22 protein-coding genes and 1 pseudogene are annotated in these 22,395 nt (G+C 62.0%); 16 read left to right on the forward strand and 7 right to left on the reverse strand.

Annotated features, from left to right (window positions below):
• The first annotated feature begins 38 nt into the window (after positions 1-38).
• The 5 genes from OS035_RS04515 to OS035_RS04535 all read left to right on the forward strand — a co-directional run bounded on the left by OS035_RS04515 (position 39) and on the right by OS035_RS04535 (position 4,926).
• Positions 39-1,025 carry a carbohydrate ABC transporter permease gene (locus tag OS035_RS04515; RefSeq protein ID WP_097627971.1) on the forward strand — a complete coding sequence of 329 codons (987 nt, stop codon included), beginning with the start codon at positions 39-41 and terminating at the stop codon, positions 1,023-1,025.
• Positions 1,025-1,855 (forward strand): carbohydrate ABC transporter permease, encoded by an 831-nt coding sequence (locus tag OS035_RS04520; RefSeq protein ID WP_003591439.1) that lies wholly within the window; start codon positions 1,025-1,027, stop codon positions 1,853-1,855. Before OS035_RS04515 ends, OS035_RS04520 begins: the two co-directional genes overlap by 1 nt.
• Before the next feature lie 10 nt (positions 1,856-1,865).
• Complete coding sequence (locus OS035_RS04525; RefSeq protein ID WP_131710542.1) at positions 1,866-2,891, forward strand: ABC transporter ATP-binding protein; 1,026 nt, start codon at positions 1,866-1,868, stop codon at positions 2,889-2,891.
• A gap of 61 nt (positions 2,892-2,952) precedes the next feature.
• Positions 2,953-3,738, forward strand: coding sequence for a ThuA domain-containing protein (locus OS035_RS04530; RefSeq protein ID WP_131710543.1), 786 nt, complete (start codon positions 2,953-2,955; stop codon positions 3,736-3,738).
• A gap of 150 nt (positions 3,739-3,888) precedes the next feature.
• The gene (locus OS035_RS04535) at positions 3,889-4,926 is read left to right on the forward strand and encodes a Gfo/Idh/MocA family protein (RefSeq protein WP_097629388.1); all 1,038 of its coding nucleotides are present in this window, start codon (positions 3,889-3,891) and stop codon (positions 4,924-4,926) included.
• A 112-nt stretch (positions 4,927-5,038) separates the two neighbouring features.
• Here the strand turns inward: OS035_RS04535 and OS035_RS04540 are convergent, their stop codons facing one another.
• The 5 genes from OS035_RS04540 to OS035_RS04560 all read right to left on the reverse strand — a co-directional run bounded on the left by OS035_RS04540 (position 5,039) and on the right by OS035_RS04560 (position 10,161).
• Complete coding sequence (locus OS035_RS04540; protein ID WP_097629389.1) at positions 5,039-5,431, reverse strand: DUF4112 domain-containing protein; 393 nt, start codon at positions 5,429-5,431, stop codon at positions 5,039-5,041.
• Positions 5,432-5,488: 57 nt separating this feature from the next.
• Positions 5,489-6,562, reverse strand: a complete 1,074-nt coding sequence (locus OS035_RS04545) for an alcohol dehydrogenase family protein (RefSeq protein WP_097629390.1) — start codon at positions 6,560-6,562, stop codon at positions 5,489-5,491.
• Between the two features lie 12 nt (positions 6,563-6,574).
• Positions 6,575-7,954 carry an aspartate aminotransferase family protein gene (locus tag OS035_RS04550; protein ID WP_097629391.1) on the reverse strand — a complete coding sequence of 460 codons (1,380 nt, stop codon included), beginning with the start codon at positions 7,952-7,954 and terminating at the stop codon, positions 6,575-6,577.
• 93 nt (positions 7,955-8,047) lie between these two features.
• Entirely contained in the window at positions 8,048-9,544 is a 1,497-nt protein-coding gene (locus tag OS035_RS04555; RefSeq protein WP_331813406.1) for an NAD-dependent succinate-semialdehyde dehydrogenase, read from the reverse strand.
• Between the two features lie 119 nt (positions 9,545-9,663).
• Positions 9,664-10,161 carry an Lrp/AsnC family transcriptional regulator gene (locus tag OS035_RS04560; protein ID WP_097629393.1) on the reverse strand — a complete coding sequence of 166 codons (498 nt, stop codon included), beginning with the start codon at positions 10,159-10,161 and terminating at the stop codon, positions 9,664-9,666.
• Positions 10,162-10,261: 100 nt separating this feature from the next.
• Here OS035_RS04560 and ehuR point away from each other — a divergent pair, with 100 nt between their 5' ends.
• From ehuR to doeB, 10 genes are all read left to right on the forward strand, one after another.
• Positions 10,262-11,647 carry a MocR-like ectoine utilization transcription factor EhuR gene (gene ehuR, locus OS035_RS04565; RefSeq protein WP_097629394.1) on the forward strand — a complete coding sequence of 462 codons (1,386 nt, stop codon included), beginning with the start codon at positions 10,262-10,264 and terminating at the stop codon, positions 11,645-11,647.
• Between the two features lie 122 nt (positions 11,648-11,769).
• Positions 11,770-12,555, forward strand: coding sequence for an ectoine/hydroxyectoine ABC transporter ATP-binding protein EhuA (gene ehuA, locus OS035_RS04570; protein ID WP_012556276.1), 786 nt, complete (start codon positions 11,770-11,772; stop codon positions 12,553-12,555).
• Between the two features lie 58 nt (positions 12,556-12,613).
• Positions 12,614-13,462 (forward strand): ectoine/hydroxyectoine ABC transporter substrate-binding protein EhuB, encoded by an 849-nt coding sequence (gene ehuB, locus OS035_RS04575; protein WP_097629395.1) that lies wholly within the window; start codon positions 12,614-12,616, stop codon positions 13,460-13,462.
• 78 nt (positions 13,463-13,540) lie between these two features.
• Positions 13,541-14,200, forward strand: a complete 660-nt coding sequence (gene ehuC, locus OS035_RS04580) for an ectoine/hydroxyectoine ABC transporter permease subunit EhuC (protein WP_097629396.1) — start codon at positions 13,541-13,543, stop codon at positions 14,198-14,200.
• 4 nt (positions 14,201-14,204) lie between these two features.
• Positions 14,205-14,864 (forward strand): ectoine/hydroxyectoine ABC transporter permease subunit EhuD, encoded by a 660-nt coding sequence (gene ehuD / locus OS035_RS04585; protein WP_097629397.1) that lies wholly within the window; start codon positions 14,205-14,207, stop codon positions 14,862-14,864.
• Between the two features lies 1 nt (position 14,865).
• Complete coding sequence (gene eutA / locus OS035_RS04590) at positions 14,866-15,645, forward strand: ectoine utilization protein EutA (protein ID WP_097629398.1); 780 nt, start codon at positions 14,866-14,868, stop codon at positions 15,643-15,645.
• Positions 15,646-15,649: 4 nt separating this feature from the next.
• The gene (gene eutB, locus OS035_RS04595; protein ID WP_097629399.1) at positions 15,650-16,651 is read left to right on the forward strand and encodes a hydroxyectoine utilization dehydratase EutB; all 1,002 of its coding nucleotides are present in this window, start codon (positions 15,650-15,652) and stop codon (positions 16,649-16,651) included.
• On the forward strand, positions 16,648-17,640 hold the full coding sequence (gene eutC / locus OS035_RS04600; RefSeq protein ID WP_097629400.1) for an ectoine utilization protein EutC: 993 nt from the start codon (positions 16,648-16,650) through the stop codon (positions 17,638-17,640). Before eutB ends, eutC begins: the two co-directional genes overlap by 4 nt.
• A gap of 24 nt (positions 17,641-17,664) precedes the next feature.
• Positions 17,665-18,846 (forward strand): ectoine hydrolase DoeA, encoded by a 1,182-nt coding sequence (doeA, locus tag OS035_RS04605; RefSeq protein WP_097629401.1) that lies wholly within the window; start codon positions 17,665-17,667, stop codon positions 18,844-18,846.
• Between the two features lie 7 nt (positions 18,847-18,853).
• Entirely contained in the window at positions 18,854-19,861 is a 1,008-nt protein-coding gene (doeB, locus tag OS035_RS04610; protein ID WP_097629402.1) for a N(2)-acetyl-L-2,4-diaminobutanoate deacetylase DoeB, read from the forward strand.
• A gap of 12 nt (positions 19,862-19,873) precedes the next feature.
• Here doeB and OS035_RS04615 read toward each other — a convergent pair whose 3' ends face one another.
• Positions 19,874-21,691: a methyl-accepting chemotaxis protein gene (locus OS035_RS04615; RefSeq protein WP_097629403.1), complete on the reverse strand. Its 1,818-nt coding sequence runs from the start codon at positions 21,689-21,691 to the stop codon at positions 19,874-19,876.
• Positions 21,692-21,952: 261 nt separating this feature from the next.
• Between OS035_RS04615 and OS035_RS04620 the strand changes: the two are divergent.
• Positions 21,953-22,042: pseudogene (locus OS035_RS04620) on the forward strand (plasmid stabilization protein); the annotation flags it as partial.
• A 45-nt stretch (positions 22,043-22,087) separates the two neighbouring features.
• Here OS035_RS04620 and OS035_RS04625 read toward each other — a convergent pair.
• On the reverse strand, positions 22,088-22,336 hold the full coding sequence (locus OS035_RS04625; protein ID WP_097629455.1) for a hypothetical protein: 249 nt from the start codon (positions 22,334-22,336) through the stop codon (positions 22,088-22,090).
• Positions 22,337-22,395 lie beyond the last annotated feature (59 nt).

Raw genomic sequence — 22,395 nt, forward strand, 5'->3', positions numbered from 1 at the left:
TCCGGTCTTCGGCCTGAGTCAATGAGGAGGGGCGTTTCATGACAGAAATCGTAGTTCCACAAGCGATTGAACCAAGGGTTTCCAAGCTCAGAGCCTCTACGGAGCTGCAATCCGAACGCATTCGCTCTGCCTGGGTGTTTCTGGCGCCGACGCTGTTGATCCTGGCGATCGTCGCCGGATGGCCGCTGTTCAGAACAATCTATTTCAGCTTTACCAATGCGTCCCTCAACGACCTTGGCAACGCGCAGTTCGTCGGCTTTTCCAATTATCTGTCGTGGGTGACGCTGAAGAGCGGAAGAACCGTCTATCGCGGGCTGCTTGCCGATCCGGTCTGGTGGCATGCTGTCTGGAATACCGCCAAGTTCACCGTCCTTTCGGTCCTGATCGAGACCGTGCTCGGGCTGATCGTCGCCCTGGTGCTGAATGCCCGGTTCGTCGGACGCGGGGTCGTACGGGCCGCAATCCTCATTCCTTGGGCGATCCCAACGATCGTCTCGGCCAAGATGTGGGCTTGGATGCTCAACGACCAGTTCGGTATCTTGAATGAGATTCTGCTCGGCTTCGGCCTGATCAGCGAGAAGATCGCCTGGACCGCCAATCTGGAAACGGCAATGATCGCCGTTTTGGTCGTCGACGTATGGAAGACGACGCCTTTCATGGCGCTTCTGATCCTTGCGGGACTGCAGATGGTTCCGAGCGACATCTATGAAGCCGCCAAGATCGACGGCGTCAATCCGATCAAGGTGTTCTGGCGTCTGACGCTGCCACTGATCCGGCCGGCTATCATGGTTGCCGTGATCTTCCGGATGCTGGATGCGATGCGCATCTTCGATCTGATCTATGTCCTGACGCCCAACAATGCGCAGACGAAAACCATGTCGGTGATGGCGCGCGAGAACCTGTTCGACTTCGACAAGTTCGCCTACGGCGCCACCGCCTCAACGGTGCTTTTCCTGATCATCGCCTCCGTCACCGTCCTTTATATGTGGCTCGGCCGCGTCAAGCTCGGTGGGGAGGAACGCTGATGCTGCTTTCGATCACCAAGAATACGCTCTTCTACCTGCTCGTCACGATCATCGTCATCATTGCGGTGTTTCCGTTCTACTATGCCATCCTGACGAGCCTGAAGACCGGCACGGCGCTTTTCCAAGTCGATTACTGGCCGACCTCGATCTCTTTCGCCAACTACACTTCCGTGATGGGCCAAGGCGGGTTCGTTCGCAGTCTTGCGAACTCCGCGATGGTCGCCTGCGTCGTGGTTTCCGCATCGCTGTTGCTTTCGATCACCGCCGCATTCGCGCTAGCGCGGGTGAATTTCCGCGGGCGGGCGCTGTTGATGCTGACCATCCTTTCGGTGTCGATGTTTCCGCAGATCGCTGTTCTTGCCGGCCTCTTCGAACTCATTCGCTGGTTCGGCATCTTCAACACGCCTTTCGCGCTGATCTTCTCCTACATGATCTTCACCCTGCCGTTCACCGTCTGGGTGTTGACGACCTTCATGCGGGAATTGCCGATTGAGATCGAGGAGGCGGCGATCGTCGATGGCGCGTCGCCATGGGTCATCATCACCCAGGTGTTCATGCCGTTGATGTGGCCGGCGCTGGTGACGACGGGGCTGCTTGCTTTCATCGCCGCGTGGAACGAGTTCCTTTTTGCGCTGACATTCACATCATCGGATACGCAGCGGACCGTCCCGGTGGCCATTGCCCTGCTGTCGGGCAACAGCGAATTCGAGATCCCCTGGGGCAACATCATGGCGGCGTCGGTCATCGTCACCGTCCCGGTTGTCGTGCTTGTTTTGATATTCCAGCGCCGGATCATTTCGGGACTGACCGCCGGCGGCGTCAAAGGTTGAGGGAGTAGACATGGCAGAGATCCGACTGGAGAACATCCGCAAGAGCTTCGGTGCTTTCGAGGTGATCAAGGGCGTGACGATGGACATCCGCAGGGGTGAGTTCATGGTGTTCGTGGGGCCGTCGGGATGCGGCAAGTCCACGCTGCTCCGGCTTATCTCCGGCCTGGAGGACATTACGTCAGGAACCCTCTCCTTTGACAGCACGACGGTGAACCAGCATGCGCCATCGAAGCGAGCGATCGCCATGGTGTTCCAGTCCTACGCGCTCTATCCGCATATGACAGTCTTCGACAACATGGCTTTCGGCATGAAACTGTCCGGGCGCACCAGAGACGAATGCCGCGAGCGTGTTGAAGAGGCGGCCGGTATGCTGCAGCTCTCACCCTATTTGGATCGCTTGCCGCGCCAGCTTTCCGGCGGACAGCGTCAGCGCGTGGCAATCGGCCGGGCGATCGTCCGCGATCCCAAGGTCTTTCTTTTCGACGAGCCGCTGTCCAACCTCGATGCGGCGCTTCGCGTTGCGACCAGGCTGGAAATCGCCAAGCTTCATCGCAGCATGCACAACACGACGATGATCTATGTGACCCATGATCAGGTCGAGGCGATGACGCTCGCCGATCGGATCTGCGTGTTGAGAGACGGCGTCGTCGAGCAGATCGGTACGCCGCTGGAGCTTTACGAAAGCCCCAATTCGCTCTTCGTGGCCGGCTTCATCGGTTCGCCGAGAATGAACTTCCTGTCGGGCGAGCTGGCACAGCCCTATGACAGCCATACAATCGGCGTGCGCGCAGAGCATGTTCGCATCACGGCCGAGTCGCCGGTTTGGAGCGGCACGGTCATCCATTCGGAAATCCTCGGCTCCGATAGCTTCGTCTATATGGATATCGGGGCGGATGAGCCGCTCATCGTGCGGGAGGCCGGTGTCTCCCGTCACGAGCCAGGCCAGACGCTTGGCCTTGCACCGCTTGCCGGCCATGTCCACCGCTTCGACCACTCAGGCCGGGCGCTGGAGCGGGCATCCCTGCAGGCTGCCTGATCTTCCCAGGGTCGATGCTCTTCCCAAGGCTCGATCCGTTTAACCACCAGGAGTGAACAACGTGACCATTCGCACCATTGTCTGGGGTGAAAACATCCATGAGAACACCAATGCAATCGTCCGGGGGATCTACCCTGAGGGCATGCACACGACGATCGCCAATGCGCTGAATAGCGATCCCGGCATTTCAGCGACGACGGCGACGCTGCAGGAGCCGGAACACGGCCTCAGCGAAGCCCGGCTTGCCGAAACCGACGTGCTGACCTGGTGGGGCCACAAGGATCACGGCGCTGTCTCCGACGTCGTCGTCGAGCGCGTCGCCAAGCGCGTCTGGGAAGGCATGGGCCTGCTTGTGCTGCATTCGGGCCATTTCTCGAAAATCTTCAAGCGGCTGATGGGCACGCCCTGCGCGCTGAAATGGCGCGAGGCGGGCGAGCGTGAGCGGCTGTGGACGATCAATCCACGCCATCCGATCGCCGCCGGCATCGGCGAGCATTTCGAGCTCGAGAACGAGGAGATGTATGGCGAACAGTTCTCGGTACCGGAGCCGCTCGAAACGGTGTTCATCTCCTGGTTCCAGGGCGGCGAAGTGTTCCGCTCCGGCCTGACCTGGCGGCGCGGCGCCGGCAACATCTTCTACTTCCGCCCCGGCCACGAGACCTATCCGACCTATCACGACGCCACCATCCAGAAGGTGCTGATCAACGGCGTCAAATGGGCGTACAACCCGCAAGGGTCGTTGACTGGCATTACCGACGCCCCAAATGTGCCGGTAGAAAAGGCCCTGGAGCCGATCGTCGAACGCGGCCCGAAACTGCATCAGGCCGGCGAAGCCGGTTACCGCTGAGGAGCTGAGACACCTTATTCGCGTGGACGCCAAGGCAGGGGATTGGCCCGGAAGAAACGGGTCGATCTCTTTCTTGGCAAGAGCGTCGGGCGCTTGCGAAAAGACGACCGATTCTGCTGCCAATAATTCGACAAACAAATGAGGACAAAGATGCGCTTGATCATTCTCGGAACCGGAGGATGGGCAAATACCCATGCCATGAATTTCTCGGAAATCGCCGGCGTCAAAATTGTTGCCGCCGTCGATACGGACGAGGTCCGGCTGCGGGCTTTCGCGCTCAGGCATGCTATCCCGCTGACGTTCACATCGCTCGATGATGCCCTTGCCTGGGGGGAGTTTGACGCCGTGACCAATGTGACGCCGGATCGCGCCCACTATTCCACGACGATGAAATTACTTCGCGCCGGCAAGCATGTGCTCTGCGAGAAGCCGTTGGCGGTGAACTACCGCGAGGCCAAGGAGATGGCCGACGCCGCAGCTGCCTCCGGCAAGGTCACGATGGTAAACCTGACATATCGCAACGTGGCGCCGCTGCAAGCAGCGCGCAAGATGGTGCTGGACGGGCGTCTCGGCGCGATCCGGCACTTCGAAGCCTCCTATCTCCAAAGCTGGCTGGTCTCGAAGGCCTGGGGCGACTGGACCAAAGAGTCGCAATGGCTCTGGCGGCTGTCGACGAAACACGGCTCCAATGGTGTGCTTGGTGATGTCGGTATCCATATTCTCGACTTCGCGGTTTTTGCCGCCGGAAGCGACGTCAAGGCGGCGGCATCGCATCTTAAAGTGTTCGACAAAAGCCCTGGTAACCGGATCGGGGAATACGACCTCGATGCAAATGACAGTTTCTTGATGATGGCTGAACTCGAAAACGGCGCGGCTGGCGTCATCCATGCAACGCGATGGGCGACCGGCCATCTGAACGAATTGCGCCTGCGCCTGCACGGAGACAAGGGTGCGCTGGAGGTGGTGCATACGCCCGAGGGCTCGACGCTGAGGACCTGTGAAGGTGCCGACGCCGATAAGGCAATCTGGCGCAAGATCGAGGTCGAACCGGTCATCACCAATTTCCAGCGATTTGCAAACGCCGTGCGAAAAGGACAGCCGGACGAGCCAGGTTTCGGCCACGCTGCCAAGCTGCAATTTGTTCTCGATCACGCGGTGAAGACGGCGGGTGCTTTGACTGAGCTTTAAAGCCCTTTCAGATTGAACCATTCTGTTGGCTCTAACGGAGCGCGATGGTCGATCGGCGTCGCGTCTCGTGGAGGCTCCTCGCCAACGGAACAGCAGGGGGCGGCCGACCGCGTCAAATTCTGCGGTTCAGCTGGTCTTCGTTCACGCCGAAATGGTCGAGAATGATGCCGACGTTGCGGCGATGAGACTTGAAATAGACGTCGAAGAGATCGCCGATCAGCGGAACCGTGCCGCAGGCGGCGTCGACACCGAGATTGGCGGCCATGCGGGCGAGTTTATGGCCAGGAAGGCCAAGCCGTCTTGCCTCGTCGATGATGAAAAGACCGATCAGGGATCCGGCAACATCCCCGATGGCCGGGATGAGTCCGAGGACCGAGTCGGCGCCGATCCGGACGCCGATGATCGGCAATCGAACCGCCGTATCCATCAGACGGGCTATGCCGACAGCGCGCCGAATTCGCCCGAGTTCGGCAGAAGTGAGGTATGTCGTCTTGCCTGTGTCCATGGCCGTGAAACGCCGCAAAGCCGATAAGGTTCGGCGGCGCGCGTGATCGGATCGCGCTTATCTCTTGTCCGGAACCACGACCAGTTTGCCGACAAAATTTTTCGCCATGAAATCGCTCTGGGCGCGGTGGAATTCCGACAGCGGATAGACGCCGCCAACGAGAGGCCGGATCTTCCGGCTTTCGATATATCCGACGAGCCGGCGGAAGTCGGCGCGGCTTCCCTGGCTGGAACCATGCAACTCCAATTGTTTGAGATACATGGTCCTGAGGTCGAGCTGGACGACCGGGCCGGCGATGGCGCCGGCCGTCGTATAGCGGCCTTCCGGGCGCAGGATCTTCAAGAGGTCGTTGAACAGCGGCCCGCCGACGAGATCGGCGACGACGTCGATCGGCTGGCCACGGCTGGCGGAATGGACGGCTTCGACCAGATCGCCCTTGCCGCGAGTCACCACAGCCTCGGCACCGATCTCAAGCATCGCCGCCTCCTTGCCGGGACCGGCGACCGCGATTGGGATGGCGCCGCGGGCGCGCGCCAGCTGGATGATCGCCGAGCCGACGCCGCCCGAGGCGCCGGTGACGAGGACACGTTCGCCGGCGGCAAGCCTTGCCCGCTCCAGCATGCGCTCGCCGGTCAGATAGGCACAGCAGAAGGTGGCCAGTTCGACGTCGGTGAGATCGGTTGCAACGACATGGGCGTTCTCGGCCGGCAGGACCATATATTCGGCATAACCGCCGTCGCGGCCATGGCCCATGTAGTCGATGTCGGCAAGGCTGTCGTCGTCGCGGTTGTAGATCGAAAAATCGACCATGACACGTTCGCCGATCCGTGCCGGATCGACGCCGGCACCGACGCCGACGATATCGCCGACCGTATCGGTGCCCTGAATGCGCGGGAAGCTCAGCGTATTGCCCTGCCGGCGCCAGGTGGAAACGGCGGATGGATCGTCCTCTGTACCGTAGGCGCCCTGGCGTACCCAGACGTCGGTGTTGTTCATGCCGCAAGCGGTGACGCGGATCAGAACCTCTCCGTCGGCAGGCGTCGGAACGCGCACGTGCCTGTCATAGACGAGCTTGTCCAACCCGCCATGACCGGTGAGCAGAACGGCCGCCATCTTTTCGGGGATCATCATGCCGCGCTCTCCTCAGATCGTCTTGAAGACGGTTTCGATGGCGTCGGCCGCCGCCTTGACAACGATATCGGCCTCCTCGCGTGTCAGGCAGAGCGGCGGGGCGAAGCCGAGGATATCGCCCTGCGGCATGGCGCGGCCGATGACGCCGCGTTCGAGAAGGGCGGTGGCGACCTGCGGGCCGATCTTGCGGCCGGCGTCGAAGAACTTGCGATCATCCTTGTCTTCTACGAATTCGACTGCCGCCATCAGCCCGTCGCCGCGGACTTCGCCGACGTTGCGATGGCCGCCGACCGCTTTAGCCAGTTCCGAGCGGAAATAGGCGCCGGTCGCGCCGGCATTTTCGACGAGGCCGAGTTCATCGATCAGGTCGAGATTGGCAATGCCGGCGGCAGCACAGATCGGATGGGCGGAATAGGTCCAGCCGTGGCCGATCGCTCCCAACTGGTCGGAACCTTGCACCAGCACCTGCCACATCTTGCTCGAAACGATCGTGCCGGAAAGCGGGGCATAGGCCGAGGTCAGGCCCTTGGCGATGGTGATCAGATCCGGCTTCATGCCGTAATGATCCGAGCCGAACATCGTGCCGAGACGGCCGAAACCGGTCACGACTTCGTCGGCGACAAGCAGGATGTCGTATTTGTCGAGTACGGCCTGAATCTTTTGCCAGTAGCCTTTCGGCGGCGGCACGATGCCGCCGGTGCCGAGGATGGGTTCGCCGATGAAGGCGGCGATCGTGTCCGGTCCTTCGGTGACGATCATCTCCTCCAGCCTGTCGGCGCAATATTGCGAGAACTGCTCCTCGCCCATCGCGCGGTCGGGCCGGCGGAAATAATAGGGCGCTTCGGTATGAAGGATCGGCGCGCGCGGCAGGTCGAAGGCATTGTGGAAGAGTGCCAGGCCGGTGAGGCTGCCGGTCATGACGCCTGAGCCGTGATAACCGCGCCAGCGCGAAATGATCTTCTTCTTGTCGGGTCGGCCGAGGATATTGTTGTAATACCAGATGAGCTTAATGTTGGTCTCGTTGGCGTCCGAGCCCGACAGGCCGAAATAGACGCGGCTCATGCCCTCAGGCGCACGATCGATGATCATCTTCGAAAGCGTGATCGAGGCCTCGGTGCCGTGGCCGACATAGGCGTGGTAATAGGCGAGGTTCTTTGCCTGTTCGGCGATCGCGTCGGCGATCTCCCGGCGGCCATAGCCGACATTGACGCAATAGAGGCCGGCAAAGGCGTCGAGGCTTTTCCGCCCTGTCGTGTCGGTGATGTAGACGCCTTCGCCACCGGCGACGACGCGGGTCGGCGTCTCGCCGCGCGCATGCATGCCCATATGGGTGGAGGGATGGAAGAAGTGATCGCGGTCCCAGGCGGTGAGTTCGTTGCTTTTGTCGAGCATGTCCTGTCCTCTTTTTGAAATGGGCGGTTAGTGCATGTCGCCCGGAAGTGTGCCGCGGTTCCGGGATAACGACATGCATAAAAACAAAGAGCTTTAAGCGGCGGTGTCGATGCAGAGATATTTGAGCTCGGTGAAGGCCTCGAGCCCATGGCGAGAGCCCTCGCGGCCGAGGCCGGACTGCTTCCATCCGCCGAAGGGAATAGGGCCGCCAGTGATCTTCACGCGGTTGACCGCCACCATGCCATATTCGAGCGCGCGGCCGAGACGCATCTGGCGGGCGCCGTTTTCGGTGACGACGTAGGCGACAAGGCCGTATTCGGTATCATTGGCGCGGGCGACGACCTCTTCTTCGGTGTCGAAGGTGGCAAGTGCTGCCACAGGCCCGAAGGTCTCCTCGCGCATGATCAGCGCATTTGCCGGCACATCCGTCAAAAGCGTCGGCTCGTAGAAGAGCCGGCCGGCCTTATGGCGTTTGCCGCCGGTGACGAGGCGTGCGCCCTGCGCCAGCGCGTCGGCGACCTGCTCCTCGACCTTGATGACAGCGCGCTCATGCATCAGCGGCCCGATCTCGGCGCCGTCCTCGAGCCCGGCGCCGACCTTCAGCTCCCCGATGCGGGCGGCAAAAGCCTTGGTGAAGCCGTCGGCGATCCGCCGATGGACGAAGATGCGGTTGGCGGCAAGGCAATCCTGGCCGGATGTGGCAAACTTGGCGTCGACGGCGATCTCGACCGCCTTTTCGATATCGGCGTCGTCGAAGATGATCAGCGGTGCGTGGCCGCCGAGTTCCATCACCAGCCGCTTCATGGTCGGGGCGCATTGGGCGGCAATCAGGCGGCCGACTTCGGTGGAGCCGGTGAAGCTTATGGCCCGCAGGCGAGGATCGGCACACATGCCTCCGACGATCGTTGCGGCATGGCCGGTGACGACATTGAAGACGCCGGCGGGAATGCCGGCCCGTTCTCCGAGTTCGGCGAGGGCAAGCGCCGAAAGCGGGGTTTCCGAAGAGGGGTGGGCGACGACAGTGCAGCCGGCCGCAAGCGCGGCGGCGGCCTTTCGGGTCAGCATCGCAGAGGGGAAATTCCAGGGCGTGACGATGCCGACGACGCCGAGCGCCTCGCGCCGGACGATCATTTCCGCCCCGGGCAGGTGGCTGGTGATGCTTTCGGCATTCAGCCGTTTGCCTTCCTCGGCATACCATTCGATGAAGGAGGCGGCGTAATCGATCTCGCCGCGCGCTTCCGCAAGCGGTTTGCCCTGTTCGAGCGTCATGATCAGCGCCAGATCCTCTTTGGCCGCGAGCATCAGCTCGTGCCACTTCCGTAGGATGGTCGCGCGGTTCTGCGGCAGCATGGCGCGCCAGGCGGCAAAGGACTGCGCCGCCGCATCGATTGCGGTTGCCGTCTCGTCCATACCGAGGCTCGCAACCCAGGCAAGCGTCCCTGAGGAGGCCGGATCGGTAACTTCGAAACTTTTGCCTGTCGTGCCGACGATCCAGCGGCCGCCGACATAGGCGAGATCGCGCAGGAGATGACGGTCGGCAAGCCGCGACAGCGCATCATGATAGGCGGGGCGGGCAAAAACGGCGGTCATGTCCAATCTCCTCGTGGCGGTGACGCAAGTCTTCCACACGAGCGGGCGAGAGATTGTCCTTTGGCGAAGGCCAAAAGAGAGAAACGGTCTAAAGGATGGCCGCCTGCTAGAGAGATTGTCTAGGAGGGGCTCTGTTCCTCGTCGGATGCCGCGAAGGAAGAGACCGGAAGCACCGTTTCTTCCTTCACCGTTTTGGTGACGATATAGGTGAAGTAGCGGTCGATGCCGAGTTCGCGGTCGAGAAGCCCGTCGACCAGCCGCTGATAGGCGTCGATGTCGGCGGTGATGATTTTCAGGATGTAATCGACGCCGCCCCCGACCGACCAGCAGGCAACGATCTCCGAGATTGCGGCAACGGCGCGCTCGAAGCGCTCGAAATCAGTCTGGCGATGGTTGGCGAGGGTCACTTCCATCATCACGCTAGCGACCGGCGCGATGCGCCGCGGGGCGATGCGGGCGTGGTAGCCGGTAATGATGCCCGCCTTTTCGAGCTTGCGCAGCCGCATCCAGCACGGCGTCGGCGACAGGCCTGCCCTTTCGGCCAGTGCCAGCTTGGTGATGCGGCCGTCGCGCTGGACGGCGTCGAGAATGCGCAGGTCGATGGCGTCGAGCTTCATGGTGCCTTCTTTAGAAAGAAATCATTTCAAACGCAGCGAAAAGACAATGGAAGCGCATTTTGGCATTGTCAATTGAACTGATTTTCAGCAGTGTAAAATCATGACAAAGTGGCGCCCCGATCCCTCGCAACTCCGCCGGCCGGCTTACCTCTCGCTTGCCGAGCAGATCGCCAACGCGATCACCGACGGCAAGCTCTCCGACGGGGCGCAATTGCCGCCGCATCGCAAGCTGGCGGACGATCTGCATCTTTCCGTGCAGACGGTCAGCCGTGCCTATGACGAACTCAGCCGCCGGGGGCTGATCTCCGGCGAGATCGGCCGCGGCAGCTTCGTCCAGACCAGGCCGCGCGAGCCGGAGCCGCCTTATCTGCCGGAACGGCTGGGCGAGGTGATCGATCTGTCGATCCTGAAGCCGGTCTGCGAGCAGATCCACCTGGAAAGGCTGCGCCAGGCCTTCGGCTGGCTTGCGGAAAACCTGCCCTCAAGCTCCGCCTTGTCGTTCCGGCCGAACATGGTGTTTCCGCGCCACCGCACGGTCGCCACCGAATGGCTGGCGCGCTGCGGGCTCGACGTGTCGCCGCTGAATATTAGCGTGACGAATGGCGCGACCTCGGGCATGACGGTCGCGCTGATGAGCGTCGCGCCGCCCGGCTCGACCATTGCCACCGAAGCGGTCAGTCACCATACGCTGGTGCCGCTCTGCGGCTATCTCGGCCTGCATCTCGAGGGGCTGGCGATCGACGAGGAGGGCATGATCCCGGAGGCGCTTGATGAAGCCTGCCGCACGGGGCCGATCCGGGCAATCTTTCTGCAGCCCTCGGTGATCAACCCGATGGCGTCGCTGATGAGTGCCGAGCGTCGCCAGGCGCTTGCCGCCGTTGCCGCCAAGCATGACATCGCGATCATTGAAAACGATATTCTCGGTCCGATGGTTGAGAACCGGGCGCCGCCGATGGCCGCCTTTGCGCCGGAGCGGACGCTCTACGTCACGAGTTTCACGAAGATCACCGTTCCCGGCCTCAGGATCGGCTATCTCGTCGCACCCGACCGCTATGTCGCCGCCGTCGCCAACCGGCATCTCGTTTCCAGCTGGATGGCGACGCCTGCCATGGCCGAGATCGCCAGCCGCTGGGTCAGCGACGGCACGGCGATGGAGCTGGTCAACTGGCAACGCCGCGCCCTTGCGAGCCGCCACGCGATCGCAGCAGAGATGCTGGCCGGCCTCAGCTACCGGGCGCACCCGCAAAGCCTGCATGTCTGGCTGCCGCTCGCCGGCAACCATGCGGAAGATGGTTTCGTCTCGCAGGCGAGGCTGCGCGGCGTGGCGATCGCGCCCGGCAAATCGTTCCGCACCGCCGACCAGGGCTCGACGCCGGCCGTGCGCATTTCGCTCGGCTCGACGACCGAAAGCGAGTTGCGGACCGGGCTTGGGATCGTCGCTTCTTTGGCACAGGGAAATCCGGAAGAGCTGCTGCTGGCGATTTGATGGCGCTGCCCCTCCTTTGAGCATTCTCAGAATAATTGTCATGATATTATTTTACGAATTGACATGATTTTGATGGGCCGTCATCGTTAGGGTATTGCTTGTCTCAACAGGGAGAGACATGAATGCCTCAGCCCATCATCCGCATCGACAACATCGTCAAGAGATACGGCCCGCTGACCGTGCTCGACGGCCTGTCGATGAATGTCATGCCGGGTGAGAAGCTGGCGCTGATCGGGCCGTCTGGCTCCGGCAAGACGACGATCCTGCGCATTCTGATGACGCTGGAGACGATCAGCGGCGGCCATATCGAGGTTGACGGCGAACAACTCTACCATATGGCAGGCAGCAGCGGGCTGGTGCCGGCCGATGAACGGCACCTTCATCGCATGCGCGAAAAGATCGGCATGGTCTTCCAGCACTTCAATCTGTTTCCGCACAAATGCGTGCTCGACAATGTGACGCTGGCGCCGATGCTGACCAAGGGCATCAAACGTCCGCAGGCCGAAAAGCGGGCAATGGAGCTTCTCGATATGGTCGGCCTGGCCGACAAGGCGAAAAGCGTCCCGGCGCAGCTTTCCGGCGGACAGAAGCAGCGCGTCGCCATTGCCCGGGCGCTGGCGCTGTCGCCGAAGATCATGCTGTTCGACGAAGTGACCTCGGCGCTCGACCCGGAACTGGTCGAAGAGGTGCTGAACGTCATGCGCCGGCTGGCCTCCGAGACCGATATGACGATGCTTCTCGTCACGCATGAAATGGGCTTCGCCCATGACTTCGCCGACCGCGTGCTGTTCTTCGATCGAGGCAAGATCGTCGAGGAAGGCAAGCCGGGCGATATCTTCAGAAATCCGACGCAGGAGAGGACGCAGACCTTCCTGCGCAAGATCATAGCGGCTGGGCACCGCGTCTGACCTCAGACATTGCCCGCAAAGAACAAAACTCAAAGGAAAGCCAGAGGAGTTGGGAACCATGAAAGCAGGATATGTTTTGAGCGCCGTCAGCCTGTCGGTGCTTCTGGCCGCGGCCGCCGGCCCGGCTTCCGCCGCCGATGACAAGCTCGAGCAACTGAAGGAGCAGGGTTTTGCCCGCATCGCCATCGCCAACGAGCCGCCGTTCACAGCCGTCGGTGCCGACGGCAAGGTGTCCGGTGCCGCGCCCGATGTGGCGCGCGTAATCTTCGAAAAGCTCGGCGTCAAGGAAGTGGTCGCCTCGATTTCGGAATATGGCGCGATGATCCCCGGTCTGCAGGCCGGCCGCCACGACGCGATCACCGCCGGCCTGTTCATGAAGCCGGAGCGTTGCAATGCCGTCGCCTATTCCGAACCGATCCTCTGCGACGCCGAAGCCTTCGCTCTCAAGAAAGGCAATCCGCTGAAGCTGACGAGCTACAAGGATATCGCCGACAATCCCGATGCCAAGATCGGCGCACCGGGCGGCGGCACCGAGGAGAAGCTGGCGCTCGAGGCCGGCGTGCCGCGTGACCGCGTCATCGTCGTTCCTGATGGCCAGAGCGGCATCAAGATGCTGCAGGACGGCCGCATCGACGTCTATTCGCTGCCGGTCCTGTCGATCCACGACCTAATGGCCAAGGCGAAGGACCCCAATCTCGAAACCGTCGCCCCGGTGGTCAATGCACCGGTCTATTGCGATGGCGCCGCCTTCCGCAAGCAGGATGTCGCGCTACGCGATGCCTTCGACGTCGAGCTGAAGAAACTGAAGGAATCGGGCGAATTCGCCAGGATCATCGAGCCCTATGGCTTCTCGGCCAAGGCGGCGATGTCGACCAGCCGCGACAAGCTCTGCGCCGCAGCCAAGTAACCTGATGAGAACGGCCGGCCATGCGTCCTTCCATGGCCGGTTTGCCCTTCGCACGATCTCCAGAGAAGTGAGTTGCCGATGTCGGTATGGTCCGGCTATCTGACACTGATCCTTGAGGGCGCCCTGGTCACGCTTCAGTTGACGGTCATGGGGTCCGCACTGGCGCTGGTGATGGCCTTCCTGGCGGGGCTCGGTCGCCTGTCGCGCTTCTTTGCCGTCAGGGCTCTGGCGACCGCCTATATCGAGTTCTTCCGCGGCACCTCGATTTTCGTCCAGCTCTTCTGGGTCTATTTCGTGCTGCCTTTTGCCGGCTTGACCCTGACGCCGCTGCAGGCGGGTGTCCTGGCGCTCGGCCTGAATGTCGGCGCCTATGCGGCGGAAGTGGTGCGCGGCGCGGTCAAGGCCGTCGGGCGCGAACAGTCGGAAGCCTGTGTTGCGCTCAATCTGTCGCGCTACCAGCGCATGCGCCACGTCATCCTGCCGCAGGCGCTGCCGCTGATGCTGCCGACCTTCTGCAACAATGCGATCGAGCTTTTGAAGGGCACGGCCGTCGTGTCGCTGATCTCGCTGACGGATATGACCTTCCAGGCGCAGGTGGTGCGTGCGCAGACCGGCAATACGCTGGTGCCCTTCGCAACGATCCTCATCCTCTACTTTCTCATGGCCTTGGCGATTTCGGCGGCGATGCGCTGGCTGGAGCGGCGCATCGCCCGCAGCCTCGACGGCATAAGGAGCTGATCGGATGGAATGGGATTGGGACTTCGTGTGGCAGATCATGCCGACCCTTCTCGAAGGGTTCAAGATCACCATTCTCGCGACCATCCTCGGCGCTGCCGTCGCCATGGCCGCGGGCCTTGGCCTTGCCATTGCGCGGCGGTCGCCGGTCGCCGCCATTTCGAGAACGGTCGGCTTCGTCTCGGAATTCATCCGCGGCACGCCGCTGCTGGTGCAGCTCTACTTCATCTTCTACGTGTTGCCTGATATCGGCATCCGACTGTCGCCGCTCACCGCCGGCGTCATCGGCATGGGCATTCACTATGCGACCTATACTGCCGAGGTCTATCGCGCCGGCATCGAGAATGTGCCGCGCGGACAGTGGGAAGCCGCCAAGGCCACCAATCTGACGACGCGCCAGGCCTGGATCCACGTCGTCCTGCCGCAGGCGATTCCGCCGATGATCCCGGCGCTCGCCAATTATTTCATCGCCATGTTCAAGGAGACGCCGCTGCTTTCGGCGATCACCGTGCTTGAACTGATGAACCAGGCAAAGAGCATCGCCAACAGCAATTACCGCTACATCGAGCCGATGACGCTGGTCGGGGTTTTCTTCCTCATCATCAGCCTGATCTCGGTCGTGGGTTTGCGCTGGCTCGAGGAACGTTACGCCAGGATGGATGATTGATATGACCGCAGCAATCGAGATCACTCCCGTCGGCCGGCTGCCGCGGCTGGACGACCGGCCGCTCGAAAAGCGCATCGGCCTGATCATCCTGGCGACCGACCACACGACGGAAGTCGATTTCCGGCGAATGGTCGCCAGCGACCGCATCGGCGTCTATGTCAGTCGCATCCGCTATGCCAATCCGGTCACACCGGAAAACCTCTTGAAGATGCAGCCGTCGCTGACGGAAGGTGCTGCGCTGATCCTGCCGGATGAGACGCTGGATGCGGTCATGTATTCCTGCACCTCCGCTTCGGTCGTCATTGGCGACCGCAATATCGAGGCGGCGATCAATGCGGCCAAGCCGGGTGCTTCAGTGGTGACGCCGACGGCGGCGGCCGTGAAGGGCCTCCGGGCGCTCGGCGCCCGCCGGATTTCGGTGCTGACGCCTTATACGATCGAAACCAGCCGGCCAATGGCGGATTATTTCGTCGATCTCGGCTTTACGATCGACCGTTTCACCTGTCTCGGCCTGAGTGATGATCGCGAGATGGCGCGGATTGCGCCGGATGACATCGCAGCCTTCGCACGCCAGGCGCTGGCGCCGCAATCCGATGCATTGTTCATCTCCTGCACGGCTCTGCGCGCCGCCGAGGTCGCCGCCCGCATCGAAGCCGAGACCGGCAAGCCCGTGGTCACCAGCAATCTCGCAACCGCCTGGGCCTGCATGAGGCTTTGCGGCGATGACCGGGCGCGGCCCGAATTCGGGCAATTGATGACCAAGCCCTACGGGAAAGGCTGAGATCATGGCGAGCACCTTGCCCGTTTCGCTGGAGGGTATTCGCGCGGCGGCGCGGCGGATCTCCGGCCGGGTTATCGAAACACCGATGATGCAGTCGCCATCGCTTGGCGACTTCGCCGGTGTACCTGTCCATCTCAAGCTCGAACATCATCAGACGACCGGCAGCTTCAAGCTGCGTGGCGCGACCAATGCGGTACTCTCCTTGTCGCCGGCGGAACGTTCGCGCGGCGTCGTCGCCGCCTCGACCGGAAATCACGGCCGTGCGCTTGCCTATGCGGCGAAAGCTGAAGGTGCCGTCGCAACCATCTGCATGTCGCAGCTGGTGCCGGAGAACAAGATTTCGGAAATCCGCCGCCTCGGCGCCGATATCCGCATCGTCGGATTGTCGCAGGACGAGGCGCAGTTAGAGGTCGACCGGTTGGTTGGCGAGGAGGGGCTGGTGATGGTCCCGCCCTTCGACCATCCGGCTGTCGTGGCCGGGCAGGGGACGCTGGGGCTCGAGATTATCGACGCTTTGCCGGAAGCAGCCACGGTTCTGGTGCCTCTCTCCGGCGGCGGTCTTGCGGCGGGTGTTGCCGCCGCGATCAAGGGTGTCAGCCCGAAGACGAAGGTGATCGGCCTGACGATGGAACGGGGTGCGGCGATGAAGGCGAGCCTCGACGCCGGCAGGCCGGTGCAGGTCGAGGAAAGGCCGAGCCTTGCCGACTCGCTCGGCGGCGGCATCGGCCTCGACAATCGCGTATCCTTCGCCATGTGCCGCGCGCTTCTCGACGACGTCATCCTGCTGGCGGAGGCGGAAATCGCCGCCGGCATGCGCCACGCCTATTCCTGCGAGCGGGAGATCGTCGAAGGCGCGGGTGCGGTCGGCATCGCCGCCCTGCTTGCGGGAAAGATCCGCTCCGGCGGTCCTGTGGTTGCGATCTTGTCCGGGCGGAATGTCGACATGGAACAGCACCGACGGGTAATCAACGGTGAGGCGGCGATGTTCGGGGAGGATGGGTCGTGAGCCGGATGATCATTCTGACGGAAGCGGAGCTCAGGAAAATCATCGGCCTTGACCTGGATGCGGTAACCTGCGTCGAGCAGGCCTTTGCAGCGCTTGCGACCAAGGCCGTCGCCATGCCGCCGATCCTGCGACTCGACATTCCGGAACATCGCGGCGAAGTCGATGTGAAGACGGCCTATATCCCGGGGATCGAAAGCTTCGCGATCAAGATCAGCCCCGGCTTCTTCGACAATCCCAAGATTGGGCTGCCGAGCACCAACGGCATGATGGTGCTGTTGTCGAGCCGGACCGGGCTGGTACAGGCACTGCTCTTGGACAATGGTTATCTCACCGACATACGCACCGCGGCGGCCGGCGCGGTCGCGGCCAAATGTCTGTCGCGTGAAAATGCATCCATGGCCGCCGTCTTCGGGGCGGGCATGCAGGCGCGGCTGCAGCTTGAAGCCTTGACGCTGGCGCGGCCGATCCGCGAAGCCCGAATATGGGCGCGTGATGCCGCAAAAGCCGAGAGCGCCGCAGCGGAACTGACCGCAAGGCTCGGCTTTCCCGTCACCGCGATATCGGATCCAAGGCGCGCAATCTCCGGCGCCGATATCGTCGTGACCACCACACCCTCGGAAGCGCCGATCATTCAGGCCGGGTGGCTGGAACCCGGACAGCATCTGACGGCCATGGGCTCGGATGCGGAGCACAAGAACGAGATCGATCCGGCCGTCATCGCCGACGCCGGCCTCTATGTCGCCGACAGCCTGATGCAGACGCGGCGTCTCGGCGAGTTGCATCACGCAATCGGCGCCGGCCTAGTCGCGCCCGATGCCGTCTTCGCCGAACTCGGCCAGATCGTCGCCGGCAGGGTGCAGGGACGGACCAGCGACGACCAGATCACCTTCGCCGACCTCACCGGAACCGGCATCCAGGATACCGCCATCGCCACCCTCGCTTTTGCCCGCGCCGGCGCGGCGAAGGCTGGGACCGCATTCGAAAGCTGACCGACGGAAAAGAAGGGAAGAAACATGACCCAGCCCAATCTGAAGTTTTCGCTCGGCGAATATGCCGCGCGGCTGGAAAAGACACGGCGCGCCATGGAGGCGAAGGGCGTCGACCTGCTTGTTGTCAGCGACCCGTCGAACATGGCCTGGCTGACCGGCTATGACGGCTGGTCCTTCTACGTGCACCAGGCGGTGATCGTTCCGCCTGAGGGCGAGCCGATCTGGTTTGGCCGCGGGCAGGATGCCAACGGCGCCAAGTTCACCACCTATCTGAAGCACGATAACATCGTCGGCTATCCCGATCACTACGTGCAGTCGACCGAGCGCCATCCGATGGATTACCTCTCCGGCATCCTGACCGAGCGCGGCTCTAGCAAGCTGACGATAGGCGTCGAGATGGACAATTACTGGTTCTCGGCAGCCGCCTTCGCCGCGCTGCAGAAACATCTGCCGAACGCGCGCTTCGTCGACGCGACCGCGCTGGTCAACTGGCAGCGGGCGGTCAAAAGCGAGACCGAAATCAAATATATGCGCAATGCCGCCCGCATCGTCGAGGCGATGCATGCCCGCATCTTCGACAAAATCGAAGTTGGCATGCGTAAGTGCGATCTGGTCGCGGAAATCTATGATGCCGGCACCCGTGGCGTCGATGGCATCGGCGGCGATTATCCGGCGATCGTGCCTTTGCTGCCATCCGGCGTCGAGGCATCCGCACCGCATCTGACCTGGGACGACCGGCCGCTGAAAAAGGGCGAAGGCACCTTCTTCGAGATTGCCGGCTGCTACAACCGCTATCACCTGCCGCTGTCGCGCACCGTTTTCCTCGGCAAGCCGACGCAGGCTTTTCTCGATGCCGAAAAAGCAACGCTCGAAGGCATGGAGGCCGGTCTTGCCGTCGCCAAGCCCGGCAACACCTGCGAGGACATCGCCAACGCCTTCTTCGCGGTGCTGAAGAAATACGGCATCGTCAAGGATAACCGCACCGGTTACCCGATCGGTCTGTCTTATCCGCCGGACTGGGGCGAGCGCACCATGAGCCTGCGGCCGGGCGACCGGACGGAGCTGAAGCCCGGCATGACTTTCCATTTCATGACCGGCCTCTGGCTCGACGACATGGGCTTCGAGACGACCGAGAGCATCCTGATCACCGAAAGCGGCGTCGAATGCTTCGCCGATGTGCCGCGCAGGCTGATGGTCAAGGATTGAGGCTGTCATGACAGAGATTGGCTTGCGGCCGTCGCCGATCAGCGCGACGGTGGATTTCACCGCCGAGGGCGTCCAGCACGGGTTCCTGAGGCTGCCTTACAGCCGCGACGATTCCGCCTGGGGTTCCGTGATGATCCCGATAACGGTCGTCAGGAACGGCAAAGGGCCGACGGCGCTGCTGACCGGCGGCAATCACGGCGACGAGTATGAGGGACCGATCGCGCTTTTCGACCTTGCCCGCTCGCTGAAGGCCGAGGCGGTGCGCGGCGCCGTCATTATCGTGCCGGCGATGAATTATCCGGCGTTCCTTGCGGGAACCCGGACTTCGCCGATCGACAGGGGCAACATGAACCGCAGCTTTCCGGGCCGTCCGGACGGCACGGTGACGCAGAAGATCGCCGACTATTTCCAGCGTGTGCTCCTGCCGATGGCCGATCTGGTTCTCGATTTTCATTCCGGCGGCAAGACGCTCGATTTTCTCCCGTTCTGTGCGGCCCATATCCTGCCGAACAAACAGCAAGAGGTGCAGGCGTTCGAATATGTGACGGCCTTTGCCGCGCCCTATTCGATGAAGATGCTGGAGATCGATGCGGTCGGCATGTACGACACTGCCGCCGAGGAGATGGGCAAGGTCTTCATCACCACGGAACTCGGCGGCGGCGGGACGGCTACGGCCAAGAGTGCGGCGATTGCCAAGCGCGGCACCATGAACGTGCTGCGCCACGCCGGGATCGTTGCGGGCGCCGCCGATATCGGTCCGACGGCCTGGCTCGACATGCCGGACGGCCGGTGTTTTTCCTTCGCTGAGGAGGGCGGGTTGATCGAGCCCGTCATCGATCTCGGTGAAGCCGTCGGTAAGGATGCTGTCATCGCTCGCATCTATCCGACAGGGCGGACCGGAGTGGCCCCCCACGAGGTCCGCGCCGGCATGGATGGCATCCTCTGCGCCCGGCATTTTCCCGGACTGGTCAAATCAGGCGATTGCGTCGCCGTGGTCGCGATCGTCACCGGCTGAAGAGGCCGGCAATCAAGCCGCTTGACGCGGCCTTGACATGCTCGCTGCCGCGTCGATCTGAAAGCGCCTGACGACGCCTTCCAATGTCTGCGTTTGGGTGCCGAGCGCGCGGCAGGCCGAAGCGGTTTCGACGGCCATCGTCGCGTTGTGTTGCGTCACTTGGTCGAGAGCATTGACGGAGGCATTGATCTCGCGGATCGCCACCGCCTGCTCGGAGGATACGGACACGATCCGGGCGATGAGCGCGGCAACCTGCTCGACCTGTCCTTCGATTTCCTGAAGTGCCTTGCCGGTGCGGTTGACAAGCTCCACCCCGTTGGAAACCTGCGAGGACGATGTGGAAATCAGAGCCCTGATCTCCTTGGCGGCGTTGGCCGAGCGCATGGCAAGTTCCCGCACCTCCTGCGCCACGACGGCAAAACCCTTGCCGGCTTCGCCTGCGCGAGCCGCCTCAACCCCCGCATTCAGCGCCAGGAGATTGGTCTGGAAGGCGATTTCATCGATGACGTTGACGATGTCGCCGATCTGCGAGGACGAGCCCTCGATCCGTTCCATGGCGGCGATCGCTTCGCGGACGACGGCCGCCGAATGTTCGGCGCTGTTGCGGGTCTCGGCCATCATGCCGGTCGCCTTGCCGGCATGATCGGAGGCGTCTTTCGCCTTGGCGTTCATCTCACCGAGCGCGGCGGTGGCCTCTTCGAGCATCGCGGCTTGCTGTTCCGTGCGCGATGCGAGGCTCTCGGTTGCACCGGTAATGTCGGCCGAGGCGCTATCCACTTGTTTGGAGGTCTGGGCGATCTCGGCCATCGAGGCACAAAGCGCATCCATGCTGTCGTTGAACTTGGCGCGCAAAGTCTCGTAAGTGGCGGCAAAGGGTGTGGCGATCCGGCAATCGAGATTGCCGTGCGATAGCTGGTCCAAGCCGTGGGTCAGTTGAGCGATCACCGTTTCGCGGACCTGCTCTTCGGCGGACTTTTCGGCCATCTGGCTGCGTTCGCGTTCAAATTCCGCATCGCGAAGCGCCGTCTCGCGCTTTTGCGCGTCCTGCCGCTCGAGCGCGTTGCGGCGGAAAACCGCCACGGCCTTCGACATGGCGCCGATCTCGTCGGAACGGCTGGCATAGGGAACCTCGGTCGAAAAATCGCCGTCAGCGAGGTTGCCCATATAGGCTTTCATGCCGTCGAGCGGCACGATGGCCCGGCGGCGCAGGAGATAGAGCCCGACCAGCAGCAAAGCGAAGGATCCGAAGCCAGCGCCACCAGCATAGATCGTCCAGGTGACGATTTCCGAGGCGGCATTGCGCTCCTCGCCCTTCAGGAAGGCATCGGAATTGGCGACAAGTTTTTCGACAGCGTCCTGGTGCGAATGGAAGGCGACGCGTAATTGCTCGATCGCACCATGCGCCTTGTCCTCGTCTTTGGCGGTCAGCGCCGGAATGATCTCGCGGTTCATCACGTCCCAGAATTTGTCGCCTTTGGCGATGACATCGTTTTCAAGCTCGTCCTTCAACGCCTGCGGTAGCTGGGTGGTTTTCCAATAGGCGCGGCGGTCGTCGTAAGCGGCCTTGAGATTGGCGATCTTGGCAAGATTGGTGTCGGTGAGCTCGGGAAACTTGCTGGCCTCGAAGGACAACATGTAGGATTCGACCACAAACAGCGGCGGCGGCAGAATATCGGCGATCAAATCCTTGCCGTAGACGACCTGCTCGTAAACCGGGCCGTTGACCTTCAGCCGTTCGAGGGCCGATTGCTGTAACCCGATCGACATGAAAAGACCTGCTGAAACGGCGACACCAAATGCCACCAGGCTACGGGCAATAGTAAAAGCCAAAGGACCGTCTCCAAATAATTTTTGGCTTCTCGCTCGCGAGATGCCTGATCTACGTACCCCATTATTTCGCGCGAACGCTGAAATATGGTTAATTCTTCTGGAGATTAGAAGTTGACTGGCCTGTATGGGACAGTAACAGGCGTCCAAAATTGGGGGGATCAGAGACTACGGCTATTTTGGCAGCAACATCTTCGTCCCGCTGACGGGAATAATGAGCGTTATGTTCATCGAAGAGGAGATCAATATGACTGAACTTCGGCTGCCGTACGAAGTGTAAAGGCACGTGATCTTGCACGGCTTGCCCGCCGCGAAAATCGCTCGGTCGCCGAGATTGTCGAGTGGGCTCTTGAACATTGTGGGATATGTCAGGCCGAGCGTACCAGGCGGTGAAGGTAGTTAGGCCAATCGCATCAGCGTATTATTGAGGTCGCCGATCTCGCGCAGCAGCTCGACCAATCTATCCGTATCGTCCTGGCTGAGCCGGCCCGTTTCGCCGCTGTTCTTCCAAAGATTTTGGAATTCCTGGCTCATCTCACGCGCGCTCTGCATGATTTCGATGATTTGCGTGCGGTTTTCCCAGGTCGCGACGACGGTCGGCTCGTCCATCTCGATCGAAATATCCGGTTCGCGTTCCAGCAAAAGCAATTTCTGATTCCTCTTGTGCAATGACGATCTCGTTCGGACGGCGCCATCGAGCGGTGGGC

Source organism: Rhizobium sp. 268 (assembly GCF_036571585.1).
Taxonomy (GTDB): domain Bacteria; phylum Pseudomonadota; class Alphaproteobacteria; order Rhizobiales; family Rhizobiaceae; genus Rhizobium; species Rhizobium redzepovicii.